General features: G+C 64.6%; 12 protein-coding genes. 6 read left to right on the forward strand and 6 right to left on the reverse strand.

Annotated features, from left to right (window positions below):
- The first annotated feature begins 166 nt into the window (after positions 1 to 166).
- On the forward strand, positions 167 to 988 hold the full coding sequence (locus EAH73_RS21965) for a LexA family transcriptional regulator (protein WP_140469580.1): 822 nt from the start codon (positions 167 to 169) through the stop codon (positions 986 to 988).
- 109 nt (positions 989 to 1,097) lie between these two features.
- Here the strand turns inward: EAH73_RS21965 and EAH73_RS21970 are convergent, their stop codons facing one another.
- Together EAH73_RS21970 and EAH73_RS21975 are read right to left on the reverse strand one after the other, a co-directional pair.
- Entirely contained in the window at positions 1,098 to 1,697 is a 600-nt protein-coding gene (locus tag EAH73_RS21970; protein WP_140469581.1) for a DUF4142 domain-containing protein, read from the reverse strand.
- An 89-nt stretch (positions 1,698 to 1,786) separates the two neighbouring features.
- Positions 1,787 to 2,455 (reverse strand): porin family protein, encoded by a 669-nt coding sequence (locus tag EAH73_RS21975; RefSeq protein WP_140469582.1) that lies wholly within the window; start codon positions 2,453 to 2,455, stop codon positions 1,787 to 1,789.
- A gap of 219 nt (positions 2,456 to 2,674) precedes the next feature.
- Between EAH73_RS21975 and EAH73_RS21980 the strand changes: the two genes are divergently transcribed.
- Together EAH73_RS21980 and EAH73_RS21985 are read left to right on the forward strand one after the other, a co-directional pair.
- On the forward strand, positions 2,675 to 3,397 hold the full coding sequence (locus tag EAH73_RS21980; RefSeq protein WP_140469583.1) for a pirin family protein: 723 nt from the start codon (positions 2,675 to 2,677) through the stop codon (positions 3,395 to 3,397).
- 14 nt (positions 3,398 to 3,411) lie between these two features.
- Positions 3,412 to 4,137 (forward strand): GAF domain-containing protein, encoded by a 726-nt coding sequence (locus EAH73_RS21985; protein WP_140469584.1) that lies wholly within the window; start codon positions 3,412 to 3,414, stop codon positions 4,135 to 4,137.
- A gap of 224 nt (positions 4,138 to 4,361) precedes the next feature.
- Here the strand turns inward: EAH73_RS21985 and EAH73_RS21990 are convergent, their stop codons facing one another.
- On the reverse strand, positions 4,362 to 5,213 hold the full coding sequence (locus EAH73_RS21990) for a zinc-dependent peptidase (protein ID WP_140469585.1): 852 nt from the start codon (positions 5,211 to 5,213) through the stop codon (positions 4,362 to 4,364).
- Between the two features lie 349 nt (positions 5,214 to 5,562).
- Between EAH73_RS21990 and EAH73_RS21995 the strand changes: the two genes are divergently transcribed.
- Positions 5,563 to 8,643 carry a SusC/RagA family TonB-linked outer membrane protein gene (locus EAH73_RS21995; protein WP_140469586.1) on the forward strand — a complete coding sequence of 1,027 codons (3,081 nt, stop codon included), beginning with the start codon at positions 5,563 to 5,565 and terminating at the stop codon, positions 8,641 to 8,643.
- A gap of 27 nt (positions 8,644 to 8,670) precedes the next feature.
- Entirely contained in the window at positions 8,671 to 10,284 is a 1,614-nt protein-coding gene (locus EAH73_RS22000) for a RagB/SusD family nutrient uptake outer membrane protein (RefSeq protein ID WP_140469587.1), read from the forward strand.
- Between the two features lie 80 nt (positions 10,285 to 10,364).
- Here the strand turns inward: EAH73_RS22000 and EAH73_RS23815 are convergent, their stop codons facing one another.
- The 3 genes from EAH73_RS23815 to EAH73_RS22015 all read right to left on the reverse strand — a co-directional run bounded on the left by EAH73_RS23815 (position 10,365) and on the right by EAH73_RS22015 (position 13,806).
- Positions 10,365 to 10,529 carry a hypothetical protein gene (locus tag EAH73_RS23815; protein WP_240047369.1) on the reverse strand — a complete coding sequence of 55 codons (165 nt, stop codon included), beginning with the start codon at positions 10,527 to 10,529 and terminating at the stop codon, positions 10,365 to 10,367.
- 184 nt (positions 10,530 to 10,713) lie between these two features.
- The gene (locus EAH73_RS22010) at positions 10,714 to 12,147 is read right to left on the reverse strand and encodes a phytoene desaturase family protein (RefSeq protein ID WP_140469589.1); all 1,434 of its coding nucleotides are present in this window, start codon (positions 12,145 to 12,147) and stop codon (positions 10,714 to 10,716) included.
- 207 nt (positions 12,148 to 12,354) lie between these two features.
- Entirely contained in the window at positions 12,355 to 13,806 is a 1,452-nt protein-coding gene (locus EAH73_RS22015) for a DEAD/DEAH box helicase (protein WP_140469590.1), read from the reverse strand.
- 267 nt (positions 13,807 to 14,073) lie between these two features.
- Between EAH73_RS22015 and EAH73_RS22020 the strand changes: the two genes are divergently transcribed.
- A partial coding sequence (locus tag EAH73_RS22020) for a transposase (RefSeq protein ID WP_140469524.1) occupies positions 14,074 to 14,335 on the forward strand: 262 nt, incomplete at its 3' end.

Here is a 14,335-nt window from a genome sequence, read left to right on the forward strand (position 1 = left end):
CACCAGTTTGATGCGGCTCAGCTTACCGGCGGGGCGGGCGGCCGCGAAAAAAGAAGGGATGCCGTAAAAATGTTCGCTAACGGAATTAGTAACTTTGCGGGCGCGTTGCTAACTTCACCGGCCCGGACGTTCATTCCGCGCTCCTTCCCCGGCCGCACCTTTCCCGATGATAAACACGAACTTAAAGTTTTGGCGGCGCGAGCTGGCCCTCACCCAAGCCCAAATTGCGGAGAAGCTGGGCATCAAGCGCTCCTTGGTGGGGGCCTACGAAGAAGGTCGCGCCGAGCCGCGCATGGCCACGCTCGTGAATATGGCCCGCTTGTTCGGTATTTCGCTCGACCAGCTGGTAACCACCGACTTTAGCAAGCGCAAAAACGCCAAAGCCGCCGCCACCATGCGCCAGCTGGAGCCCGTGCCGGCCGGCGCCGACGACGACGACCCCGAGCCGCCGGCTGGCGGCCAACTCCGCATCCTGGCCCTGACCGTGGACAAGGACCAGAACGAAAACATCGAGCTGGTGCCCCACAAGGCCGCCGCCGGCTACCTCAACGGCTACGCCGACCCCGAGTACCTGGGCGAGCTGCCCCGCTTCCGGCTGCCCATGCTGCCGGCCACGGGCAGCTACCGCGCCTTCGAGATTTCGGGCGATTCGATGCTGCCCCTGGTGAGCGGCACGGTGGTGGTGGGCCGCTACGTGGAGGAGCTGGCCAACCTGAAGGACGGCACGCCCTGCGTGGTGGTGAGCCCACGCGACGGCATCGTGTTCAAGCGCGTGTTCCGCAAGGCGCGGCCCGCCGGGGCCCTGGCCCTGCACTCCGACAACCCCCGCTACCAGCCCTACGACCTGCCCGGGGCCGAGGCCCTCGAAATCTGGGAAGCCAAGTGCTACATCAGCAGCCACTTCCCCGCCGCCGAACTCTCGCTCGAACGCCTGGCCAGCGTGGTGGCCGACCTGCAGCAGCAGGTAACCGAGCTACGCAACGCCTAGCTGGGGCCCCCAGCGCCGCTGGCCCGAAACCGTGCAAAAACGCAAAAAGCCCCGGCAAGTACCGGGGCTTTTTGCGTTTTTGCACGGTTTCGAGCGGCCGAAAAACCGCCTATTTCCGGTCGTCGGCGCGCTTGTATAGCTCGGCGGTGCGGGCGGCGTGCTCGCGCAGCTTGGGCAGGGTTTCGGCAGCGTAGGCGCGCAGCTCCGGGGTAGCAACCTTCTCGGCCGCTTCTGCGCACCGCTTGATGGCGCGCTCGTGCAGCTTCCCCAGCTCGCGGAGGTACTTTTTGTCGAAGCCCAGGTACTTGCGGTCGTCCACATCGTCGTAGTTTTTGCGGTCGTCGTGGCTCATCATCTTGGGCAGCACCAGGCCCGTGCGGTCGGCAATGGCTTGCAGCTGGCGCTGTAGCTGAGTGTGGTCGGCGTCGGTTTGCTTGGCGAATTCTTTTATTTCCAGAGCGGTGCCTTTCTGCACGGCCAGCGCGCTCAGCGACGCGGCCAGCAGGTTGTCGCTGGTGGCGGCGGTGGCAAATTCGGCGTCGTACTTAAGCTGCTCCTTGCTGAGCGCCGGGTTGACGACGCCCGCCTTGATGTACTTTTTGTTGCGCTTGTTGGCTTCCTTCACGGGCTTGTCCTGGGCCTGGGCGGGGGCCCAGGCGGCGGCGGCGAGCAGGGCGGCCAAGGCGAGAAGCGGCAAACGGTGGTGCATGGTGCGTGCGGGAGAAATCGTGAAAAACGACAAAGCCCCGGGGCCCTGCGTGAGGGCCCCGGGGCTGTACTGGTTGGCGTGGGGTTAGGTTACTTGCTGCCCAGCAGGTAACCGATGGAGGCCTGGAATACCGAGTTGCGGGCGTTGCGCAGGTCCTGGTTCGAGCCGTTGTAGCCATCCTTGGCGAAGTCGGTGAACGAGCCGTTGTAGCGCACGTCGATCAAGAAACCGTTCGACGCCTCGTAGCCCAGGCCGGCAGCGTAGCCAATTTCGTTGCGGCGCACATTGTCCAAGTTCTGGTTGGCAGCTGAGCTAGTTACGGTGTTGCCGTTCACGCTGTAGTTGGCGTTGTCGCGCACGTTCAGCAGGTAGCTGTACTGGGGCCCCGCCTCAAAGAACAAACCGGCGGCCCGCACTTTCAGCAGCACTGGCACGTCGATGTAGTTATAAGTGCGGTTGCCGCTGAAGCGGTTGGTGTTGCCAAGAAAGGTGAACGAGTTGTCGGCATACTTGAAGCCTTTCTGCGAGAACAGTACTTCGGGCTGCAGCGACAACACCTTGTCGATCAAGCCCACGTTCAGCATCACGCCGCCCACAAACCCGAACTTGTTCTTGTAGATGTCTTGGTTATTCAGGTTGCCCGAAACGTTGGAGAGGTTGGCGCCGGCTTTTACGCCGAGGCGGATGCCCTGGGCTTGGGCTGAGGAAGCGAGACCGAAGCTGGCGGCGGTGGCCAGAGCGAGTGCTAATTTTTTCATAACAAAAGGAGTTAGGGGAAAACAGTAGGGGGGTAGAATAAAGGATGAATCAGGCAGAGGCTATCCGGGCCCGCTATACGTAGCCAGCGGCGCGGCGGTTAACAATTTTTTTGGGGGACGGTAGTGCCCGCCCCGCGCCAAGCTCAACGGCGGGCGCTCCAACTTCGCCCCGGCCCGCCGCGTATGAATGGTACCCGCTCACCCCACCCTTGCCCTGCCATGCTCCAGCACCTGCCCGCCGCCGACCGCCACCACGCCGCCCCGGCCCCGTGGCTGAGCAGCTACTTCTTGTTTTCGTTTGCTGATTACCACGACCGCCAAAACGTGCATTTTGGGCCCCTGCGGGTATTTAACGACGACAACGTGGCCCCGCAGAACGGCTTTCCGCAGCATCCGCACGCGGAAATGGAAATCGTGACGCTGGTGCTCGAAGGCGAGGTGACGCACGAAGACACGCTCGGCAACCGCACCGCCATCACGGCCGGCGAGGTGCAGCGCATGACCGCCGGCACCGGCGTGGCCCACTCCGAAATGAACCGCCAGGACAAGGCCCTGCACCTCTACCAGCTCTGGTTTTTGCCGTCGCAGCGCGGCTTGGCTCCCAGCTACGAGCAAAAGGAACTGAATTTCCTCAGCCGGCACCGCAACGAACTGGTGCCGCTCGTAACCGGCCAGAAGGTGCTCGAGGACGTGGTATACATGAATTCTAATAGCACGGTGTACTGGGCCAATCTGGATTGTGGCAAGGAAATTGACTTTAAAACATTCCCTATCCGTCTGGTTTTCATTTACGTGAAAGAAGGCAGCCTGCTGGTGAACGGTGTGGCCCTGGGGCCCAACGACCAGGCCCGCCTTGGTGATGAGAGTGCGGTGCGCATTGTGGCCGAGAAAGATGCCCAGTTTATCCTGATTGACCTGCCCGCTAGCGAGGCAAACTACTAACTGCTACTTCATTAATGGCCAACGCCTACCCCGATTCGCTGATTCCCGGCCACGACGCCGCCCGCCTGCGCACGCTGCACCAGTTTCAGATTGTGAACACCACCCCCGAGCCGGTGTTCGACGACTTCGCCGCCTGGGCCGCCCAGCTTTTTGGCACGCCCATCGCCCTTATTTCGCTCGTAGACGCTGATTTTACGTGGTTTAAGGCCCTGGTTGGTGTGGATAGTATACCGGGCCTGGTGCGCAACGAGAGCATGTGCTCAGCCGCCATCCTGCAGGACGCCGCCGTGGTGGTGTCCGACTACAAACCCGAGAGCTGCACCCTCATCCGGCCCGACGTGGCCCAGGCCCTGGGCCTGAGCTTTTACGCCGGGGCCGTGCTCGAAGCCGCCGACGGCCACCGCCTGGGCATGCTGGCCATCATTGACAAGGAAGCGCGCCATTTCTCGGCCGCTGAGCAGGCCGTGCTAGCCCGCCTGGCCGGCCTTGTGAGCCAGACCATTGCGTTGCGCCACTACTACCTCGCCGCCGGCGAGCAGGGCGAGTGGGACGATGCCCAGCGTGACCTCACCCACGCCCTCGACGACAACGCCGCCCTGGCCCGCTACCTCACCTCGCGCAACCAGCGCATCGATTTTGACGACGAGGCCGTGGCCCAGCCCGTAGTACGCCGGCTCGAGGGCGTAGCCCAGGTATTGGCCCGCCGTTTGGCCCAGGCATTGCCCGCGCTGGCGGCCTAGGGCGGCAGGGTAGGGCCCCGGGGCCCTAAATAGTGCACCATTGGCTACTAAAATGGAATTCATTTTAATAGCAACCCATTGCTACCGATGGGCCGCACCGCTTGGGCTGGTTGGCGGCTTACTGGCGTAATTCTCTCCAAAGTAACTAGGGCCCCTGGGGCCCTAGTTACTTTGGAGAGTACCGTTTTTGAACGGCTGGCTGCCGCTGCAAGGGGCGTTGCGGCTTATCCCCACAGCTGCCGCAGCCACTGGCGCGGGCCGCCGTTGGGCCCCCGGCGGGCCCCGGGGCGCTGGTTGAATAGCTCGGTGAGCAAGGCGTACAGCTCGGGGTGGTGAGCGTGCAACTGCTCGGGCTTCTCAAAGAAATACTCCGTCACGACGGCGAAAAACTCGGCCTCGTTGGTGCCCGCGTAGGGGTTGATGTCCGACTGGCCGGCCCGCAGGGCTTCCATTTCGCGGTGCACCGCGGCTGCCCAGGGCTTCAGCAGGTGGGGCGGCAGCGCCACCTGGGGCACCCCGTCAATCACGCCGTCAGCCTCGTCGAGCAAGTGCGCAAACTCGTGGATGCCCACGTTCTGCTGGTCCTCCGGGTTGGCAAAGCCTTGCCGCAGCGAGGCCTTGGACAGGCGCATGTAGTGCTGGTTCTGGAAGCGCTGCACAGAGCCCAGCAGCGTGCCTTGCAGCGGCGCTACCTCCTGGGTAGCGTCGGGGCCCAGCACCCAGGCATCGGGCACCACCAGCACTTCGCCCAGGTGGGCGTACGTCCACTCCGGAAACCCAAACGTGGGAATAACGGCTGCCGCCGCCACCAGCAGGCGCGTCAGCTCGTCTACTTCGGTTTGCACGCCGGTAATGCGGGCGTCGGCCAGAAACAGCTGCACGCGCTGCTCAAACCGGGCCCGCTCGGCCTCGCTCAGGGCCCCGTAGAAGGCCACGTGCTCGGCCAGTAGGGCCCGCCACGCCGGCGGAAACTCCGCGGCCAATGCGGCGGCGCGGCGGCGGCTATCGGCCGTGGCGTAGCGGTAGAACCCAAAAACCACGGCGGCCAGCACGGCCAAGCTCAAGAAATACGGCATGGCTGATTCAACGCAGGCCGGCCGGTGGAGTTGCCGGGCGGCACGGCGCATCGCAATCGTTTGGCATTGGGGCCCTGGCAGCGCGCGCGGCGTAATCCGCAAAGGAAGTGTTGTGATTTCATCAGTTAATCATCTATTTAATGCTTGCCAGAGAGTGGCAAAATCACCGCCTTTTTGGGAAGAAAAGCAAGTAAGTATTTTACATATACTTTTGAAAACTAGTAATTTAAATTGAAATCATTTAGCTGCTGGTATAATTTTGAGAATATGAAATGCTATAATAGTATTAACGCAATCGTATGCAAGGAAATACTTTTGTTGGTATCATTTCACTAATAAAAGCTTGCATATGAAATCCGTTTTACTTGCGGTGTTCGTGGTGTTTGCCTTGCTGCTGCGGCCCTTTGGTGCCGCGGCCCAAACGCAAACGATCCAGGGGATAATTAAGGACGGCAAGGGCGAGGCCCTGCCGGGCGTCACGGTTCTCGTGAAGGGTACCACCAACGGCGCCAGCACGGGCGTAGACGGCCGCTTCACGCTGCAGGCCCCCGCCAACAGCGTGCTGGTCATCAGCTCGGTGGGCTTTACGCGCCAGGAAATACCCGTGGCGGGCACCAATGGCACCGTGAACGTAACGCTGGCCGACAATGCCCAGGCCCTGAACGACGTGGTGGTGATTGGCTACGGCACGGCCCGCAAGAGCGACCTTACCGGCGCCGTGTCGTCGGTGAGCGGCGCGCAGCTGACGCAGGTGGCTACCTCCGACCCGGTGCAGGCCCTGCAGGGCCGCGTGGCGGGTGTGGACGTGACGGCCAACAGCGGCCAGCCCGGCGCGGGCACCCGCATCCGGGTGCGCGGCGTGGGCACCATCAACAACGCCGACCCGCTCTACGTGGTGGACGGCGTGCAAACCGGTGACATCAGCTTCCTGCTGCCCACCGACATTGAATCAACGGAAATCCTGAAGGACGCCTCGGCCACGGCCATTTACGGCTCGCGCGGCGCCAACGGCGTGGTGCTCATCACCACCAAGCACGGCAAGGTGGGCAAAACGCAGTTCAACCTGTTCGGCTACACGGGCTACCAGCAAATCCGCAAGAAGCTGGACCTGACCAACGCCCAGCAGTACGCCACGCTGGTAACCGAAGCCTACGCCAACGGCGGCGGCACGGTGCCCACCGACTACTCGGCCCTGCTGAGCAGCGCGTTGCAAGGCGGGGTGCCCGGCTTCAACTACCAGGATTTTGTAACCCAGAAGGGATTGATTACCAACTACTCGCTGTCGGCTTCGGGCGGTACCGAGCAGAACCGCTACCTCATCAGCGGCAACTACTTCCAGCAGGACGGCATCATCCAGGCCTCGGGCCTGAAGAAGTACGTCATCCGCGTAAACGACGACGCCAAGCTGACCGAGCGGGTGAAGGTGGGCGTTTCGGCCACGTTCTCCAACGCCAACCAGACCGGCGCCGGCGACGGCACGGGCGCCGCCTTCTACAGCACGGTGCTCCAAAACGCCATCCAGGCCAACCCCATCACGTCGCCCTACAACGCCGACGGAACGTTCTCCTACAACAACATCACGAGCTTCACACCCAACCTGGGCCGCTACCTTCAGGAGCAGGAGTTCAACAAGACGTACACCACCAACCTGTTTGCCAACGGCTACCTCGACGTGTCGCTGGCCAAAGACCTGACGTTCCGCTCCACGTTCGGCATCAACTACAACAACTACCACCCCAAGGTGTACCAGCCCCAGTACTACCTGGGCCCCAACGACCAACGCTCGCAGAGCGCCCTGCTGGAAACCCGCGGCGACAACATCTCGTGGGTGTGGTCGAACTACGTGAACTACAACAAAGACCTGGGCAACAACAGCTCGTTCTCGGCCACGTTGGGCCAGGAAGCCCAGCGGGCCTACGGCAACAGCATTTCCATCACGGGCTACGACGTGCCCGCCGACGCGTCGCTGCAGTACATTTCGGCCTCCCGGGCCGCCAACTCCACGGTGCGCAGCGGCCAGTACGACAGCGGCTTGCTCTCGTACTTCGGCCGGGCCAACTACAACTTCCGCGACCGGTACCTGGTGACGGCCACCCTGCGCTTCGACCAGACGTCGCGCTTCCTGGGCAACAACCGCACGGGCACGTTCCCGTCGGTGGGCGTGGCCTGGAACTTGTCCAACGAGGAGTTCATGAAGGGCATCACTGCGGTTTCGGCGCTGAAGCTGCGCGGCAGCTACGGCGCCGTGGGCAACCAGAACGCGGCCCCCAACTACGGGTACGCCTCGGTGGCCACCAACAACCAGAACTACGTGTTCGGACCCGACAAAGCCAAGAACCCCGGCCTGGCCATTGCCACGCTGAACAACCCCGACCTGCGCTGGGAAACGGCCCTCACCACCGACTTCGGCATCGACGCGGCGTTCCTCGACAACAAGCTGACGTTCACCGGCGACTACTTTGAGCGCAAGACCGAGCACATGATTGCCCTGCTGCCGGTGCCCAACTTCGTGGGCCAGGCCCCCGCCAGCGCCAACGTGGCCTCGCTACGCAACCGCGGCGTGGAGCTGGCGCTGAACTACCGGAACGAAATCGGTAAGCTCCAGTACAACGTGGGGGTGAACTTTACGAAGGTCAACAACTTGATTACCGACCTGGGCGGTGCCAACCCCATTGCCAGCGGCAACGTGCTCTCGCAAATCGGCAACACCACCCGCACGGACGTGGGCCACGAGATTGCCTACTTCTACGGCCTGCAGGCCGACGGCGTGTTCCACACGCAGGCCGAAGCCGACAGCTACTTGCAGCCCGGCGCCAAAGCCGGCGACGTGAAGTACCGCGACATCAACGGCGACGGCAAGATTGACGCCAACGACAACACCTACCTGGGCAGCGCCACGCCCCGCTTCAGCTACGGCGCCTCGGTGAACCTGAACTACGGCAACTTCGATTTCAAAGTGCTGCTCTACGGCGTGCAGGGCGCCGAAGCCATCAACGCGGCGGCCTTCAACCTGTCGAAATCCAGCAACTTCGCCGGCCTGTGGACCAACTTCTACGCCGACCGCATGGACCGCTGGACGCCCACCAACCCCGGCTCCGACCAGCCCCGGGTGACGTCGAACGACACCAACAACGGCGGCGGCTACAACGACAAGTTCAGCAGCCGCTACGTGGAAGACGCCAGCTACCTGCGCGCCCGCAACATGGAGCTGGGCTACTCGCTGCCGAAACTGCTGCTGACCAAGTACCAGATCAACGGCCTGCGGGTGTTTGCCTCGGTGGATAACGTGTTCACCATCACCAAGTACCGCGGCCTCGACCCTGAGATTTCGGCCACCGGCTACTACAACAACCCCCTGGCCTACGGCGTGGACTTCGGCAACTACCCCCAGCCCCGCACCTACCGCCTGGGCCTCAACGTGCAGTTCTAACCCAACGATATTAGATAATCGCGCCATATGAAAACCTCCCACGCAGTTCGTTTGCTGGCCTTTGCGGCGCTGGTGACGCTTACGCCAGGATGCCAGAAATTTCTTGACAAAGAGCCCCTCGGGGCCACCACCCAGAGCAACCTGTTCAACGACCCCGTGAACGCCGTACAGGCCGTGAACGCCGTGTACGACGTGACCTCCTGGGACCAGGGCCCCAAGTTTGGGGTGGGCGACTACGTAGGGCAGACCTACGAGTGGATGTTCGGGGACGTGATGAGCGACGACGCCGAAAAAGGCAGCACGCCCAGCGACTTCTCGGCCCTCATCGACTTGAAGAACTGGACCGTGAACCCGTCCAATGTGCCGGTGACCACGCTGTGGGTGCACAGCTTCACGGGCATTGCCCGGGCCAACACCGTCATCAACAACATCGACGGCGGCACCATCGACGCCGCGTTGAAGTCGCGCCTCAAGGGCGAGGCCCTGTTCCTGCGGGCGTACTTCTACTTCAACCTGGTGAAGACGTTCGGCGGCATGCCGCTGTTTGAAAAGGCCGTGCTGCCCACCGAAGTAACCAGCGTGACGCGCAGCAGCATTGCCGAAACCTACGCCTTCATTGAGAAAGACCTGAAGGCCGCCGCGGCCCTGCTGCCCGAGAAAAGCGGCTACGCCAGCGCCGACCTCGGCCGCGCCACCAAGGGCGCCGCCAACGGCTACCTGGCCCGCGCCATTATGTACCAGCTCGGCACCGACAACACCAACAAGCACACTTGGCAGGAAGTGTACGACCTGACGAGCACCGTCATCAGCTCGACTCAGTACAGCCTGCTGGCCAACTACGCCGCCATTCACCAAACGATTGGCGAGAACAGCAGCGAGTCGCTGTTCGAAGTGCAGTTTGCGACCAACAACGACACGTACGGCCCCATCTCGGTGGGCACGACCAACAACGTGTTCCAGAACAACCGCAAGACGTTCGGCTACGGCTTCAACAACCCGACCCAGAACCTGTACAACGAGTTTGAGGCCAACGACCCGCGCCGCGAAGTCACCTTCATCAAGAACAACGACATCGTGCTGGGCGTGCTGAACCCCATCGACTTGTCAGAAAACGCCACGGGCTACCTCAGCCGCAAAGTGGCCATCCTGACGCCCCCCGCCGTGCAGTCGGGGCCCCAGAACATCCGCAAGCTGCGCTACGCCGACGTGCTGCTGATGAAGGCCGAAGCCGCCGCCCAAACCGGTAAGAGCGCCGAAGCCGTGGCCCTGGTGAACCAAGTGCGCGCCCGTGCCCGCACCTCCACCCGCCCGCCCGGCGCCACGACGGTGGGCACGGCCAGCAACTACGCGCCGGCTAACACGCCCACCGGCACCCTGCCAGACCTGGCCACCGGCCTCACGGGCCAGCCCTTGCTGAACGCCATCTGGCACGAGCGCCGCGTGGAGCTGGCCGAAGAGTCGCTCCGCCTCTGGGACCTGATCCGCACGGGCCGCTACTTCGGGGTGCTGCCCAGTGCGGTGGCCGCCCGGGCCATGACGCACAGCATCACGACCGGGGTGGTGAACCCCATTCCGCTGTTGCCCATCGACCTCAACGACGCGCAGATATGGAAGCTGCCCCAGAACCCCGGCTACAACTAAGCCCGCTGGGTTAAGCGAAAAAGGCGGCCCGCTACTCAACCGAGTAGCGGGCCGCCTTTTTGATTTTGTGTCCGCCAGCGCTATTCCTGGGGCCCCAAGTAGTTGGCCAGCTTCTCGCGCAGCAGCGCCACCAGGGCCGCGTCCTGGAATTGGTAGTCGTCGGGGATGCGCAGGTTGACGAGGCGCTTGCCGGCCAGGGCCCCGGGGAACTTCGCGCGCAGGCGGTCAGCGTGGCGCTTTTCCATCACAAACACCACGTCGGCCCAGCCCAAGTGGCCGGCCGTGACCCGTACCCGGGCCCCCGCCTCGGTGCCGGCCGAGCGGGCCAGGGCCCCCGGGTGGCCGTCGAAGAGCCGCTCGGCGGTGAGGCTGCGCCAGCGGTTCTGACTGCAAATGAACAGGAGCTTGTCGATGGTGCTGAGTGGTTGGTTAGCGCCGGACGCCGAGTCGTTTCAGCACGCTTTGGGCGGCGTGGTAGCCGCACATGCCGTGCACGCCCCCGCCCGGCGGCGTGGACGCGGAGCAGATGAACAGGTCGGGGTTTGGCGTGCGGTAGGGGTCGAGCCGCGCCACGGGCCGGGTGAATAGCTGCGCCAGGTTCACGGCGCCGCCCGTGATGGCGCCGCCCACGTAGTTGGGGTTGTAGGCCTGCACGGCGTGCGTGTTCATGGTGCGCCGGGCCAGCACCAGGTCTTGGAAGCCGGGGGCGAAGCGCTCGATTTGAGCGTCGATGCGCGCGCTCATGTCCTGGGTGGAGCCGGCGGGCACGTGGCAGTAGGCCCAGCTGGTGTGCTGGCCCGCGGGGGCCCGGGTGGCGTCGAACAGGCTTTGCTGGCAGAGCAGCACGTAGGGGCTCTCGGCGTGGCGGCCCTGCCAGGCGTCCTTTTCGCCGCGGGCAATTTCCCCGATGGGGCCCCCCAGGTGCACCGTGGCGGCGCGCAGGCAGCGCGGGTCGCGCCACGGAATGGGGCCGCTCAGGGCGTAATCGACCTTGAAAATGCCGGGCCCGTACTGGAAGCGTTCCAGCCGCCGCCGGTAGGCCGCCGGCAGGTGCTGCTGGGCAATGTGGGCCAGTTGGCGCGGGTCGGTATCAAACACGTAGGTGCGGGCCGGGGGCAAGTCCTCGAACCGCGTGATGGGCGCGGCGAGTCGAATTTCGCCGCCCAGGCTCTGGAAGTAGGCCGCCAGCGCATCGGTGAGGCTTTGCGCGCCGCCCCGCGGAAACGCCCAGTTCTCGGCGTGCGCCGTGACCATAAATAGCAGGCCGATGGCCGTGGTGAACAGCTTGTCGAACGGCAGCACGCTGTGGGCCGCGCACCCCGCAAACAGGGCCCGCGCCCGGGGCCCCCGGAAGAAGTGCTCGGCAAAAAAGTTGGCCGGCAGCAAGGCTTTCAGGCCGAAACGGGCCAGCAGCAGCGGGCTGTGCGGCACGCCCAGCGGCTTGAGCACGTCGCGCAGCAGCTCGTCGGTGCGCCCCGTGAAGGGAACGACCAGGGCCCGGTAAGCGTCCGCGTCGAGGCCCAGGTTCTGGGCCGTTTCCGCGATGGATTTGGAGAGGATCACCGCCTCCTGGCCGTCGAGCGGGTGCGCCACCGAGGCGGGCGGCACCACCCATTCGAGGCCAAACTGCGCCAACGGCAAGGTTTGGAGGTAGGGCGAGAGGTAGCCCAGCGGGTGCACCGCCGAGCCCAGGTCGTGCCGAAAGCCGGGCAGCGTAACTTCCTGGGTGCGGGTGCCGGCGCTCAGCGTGTCGGCGCCTTCCACAATGAGCACGCGCAGGCCGCGGGCGGCCAGCGCGGTGCCCGCGCTCAGCCCGTTGGGGCCCGAGCCAATGATTACCGCGTCCCAAGGTTTGCTGCTCATGCTACAAGATTGAATAGGATTATCGCGCGAGCCCAGAACCTACTCAAGTTACTAAAACGGTCGTGCCCAGCGGGCGTCCGCGCAGCTGGAGCGTCTCGTTCGCGTAACTGATTACGGTTACTGCTGCGGGAGAGATGCTTCGGCTGCGCGGACGCCCGCTGGGCACGACGGCCAAAGAATACTTCAGAGCTAACCCAAACGGCCTGCTTAGCGCACGATGGCCACCTTCACCTTTTTGCCTTTCACCTTGGCGTTCTGCATCTTGGCGAGCACGGCTTCGGCCTGGGCCTCGGGCACGGCCACGAAGCTGTAGTGCTCGTGCACCTCGATGCGGCCCACGGCGTCGCGCTCCAGGCCGCCCACGCTCACAAAGGCCCCCACAAGGTCGCCGGCGCTGATTTTCTCGCGCTTGCCGGCCGAAATGTGCAGCGACACCGTGCTGGGGCGCGGGGCCTTGGGCGCGGCGGCGGGCAGGGCGGGGGGCACCAGGCGGGCCCACTGTACGGTGGCCGCGGCGGGCCAGTTCTGTAGCTTGGCCTGCTCGGGGGGCGTGACGAGGAGGTGGGCGGTGCCCACGGCCCCGGCGCGGGCGGTGCGCCCGGCCCGGTGCTGGAACGTGTCGGCCTGCTCGGGGGCGTCGTACTGCACCACCGTATCCAGCTCGTCCACGTCGAGGCCCCGGGCCGCTACGTCCGTGGCCACCAGGGCGGTGGCCGAGCCGTTGCGGAGCTTCATCAGGGCCTTGTCGCGCTCGGGCTGCATCATTTTGCCGTGCAGGGCCTCGGCGGCCACGCCCCGGCCGCGCAGGAAGCGGGTGAGTTCCTCCACCCGGTCGCGGGTGTTGGCGAAGACGAGCGAGCGGCCCGCGTTGGGCTGGCTGATGACGTGGTAGAGGGCGGCCGGCTTTTGGTCGGCGGCGCTCACCACGTGGCCGCGCAGCACTAGGTTTTCGGGCAGGGTGGCGGCCCCGGCAGTGCCGGCGGCCCCGCCGCCGTCCACGTTCACCACCTTGGGCCGGGCCAGGTGCGAGCGCACCAAGGCCAGCACTTTATCGGGCATGGTGGCCGAGAACAGCAGCGTTTGGCGGCGCTGGGGCAGGCGGCTCACAATGGTGGCCATCTCCTCCTGGAAACCCAGTTCGAGGAGCTTGTCGGCCTCGTCCAACACCAATACCTTCAATTGGTTGGGGACGAACGTGCGCTGCTCCAGGTGGTCGAGCAGGCGGCCGGGCGTGGCCACGATGACGTGGGGCATCTGGTTTTCCATCGCCTTGCGCTCGTCGCGCATGGGGTGGCCGCCGTAGTAGGAGGCGATGCGCAGGTTGGGCGTGGTTTTGCCGAGCTGGCGCAGGGCATCGCGGACTTGCAGGGCCAGCTCGCGGGCGGGCACCAGCACAATCACTTGCACGGCGTTTTCGGTGGGATCGAGGCGCTGGAGCAGGCCCAGGCCGTAGGCGGCGGTTTTGCCCGAGCCGGTGGGGGCCTGGCCCGCTACGTCGTGCCCGCCCAGCACGAAGGGCAGCACGGCGGCCTGCACGGGCGTGGGGGCGGCCCAGCCCAGCTCCACTAGGGCGGCTTGCAGGGCGGGGGTTAGGTCGAAATCGGCGAAAGCGGCGGCGCGGGGCGCGGCGGGTTGGGCAGGCGTATCAGAAGTTTGCACCGGGCAAAGGTACGGCCGGGGCTACGGCAACACCTCGAAGGCTAGGAACTGGTTGATTTCGCGGGCACTGAAGTCGTTGCCGGCCACGACAACCGCCCGTCGATGATGGCGAGGGCCCGGTACCGCACTTGGTTGGGACCGCCGCCATCGCTATTGCCGCCAGCCCAGGGGCGCGGCGCGACGAAAAAAGCATTACTGGCGAGAAGAAGCGTTGTTCCACAAGCGAGAAGTACTAGGAGGTGTTAACAGTGATTATTAATTTGGGCCATGGATTACCTGTTGACAGACGCGCAGTGGGCGCGCATCGCGCCGCTGTTGCCCGGCCGGGAGGGCACGAGCGGGGGCCGCGGCCAGGACAATCGGCGCTTCGTAGAAGCGGTGCTTTGGCTGGCCCGCAACGGCTGCCGGTGGCGGGCGCTGCCCGCCGCCTGGGGCAACTGGCACACGACGTACACGCGTTTCCAGCGCTGGACCGCCTCCGGGGTGTGGGCCCGGGTGCTGGCAGCCGTGCAGCAAAACGATGCCCTGC

The sequence above is a fragment of the Hymenobacter nivis genome (genome assembly GCF_006439025.1).
In the GTDB taxonomy this organism is placed as follows: Bacteria; Bacteroidota; Bacteroidia; order Cytophagales; family Hymenobacteraceae; genus Hymenobacter; species Hymenobacter nivis_A.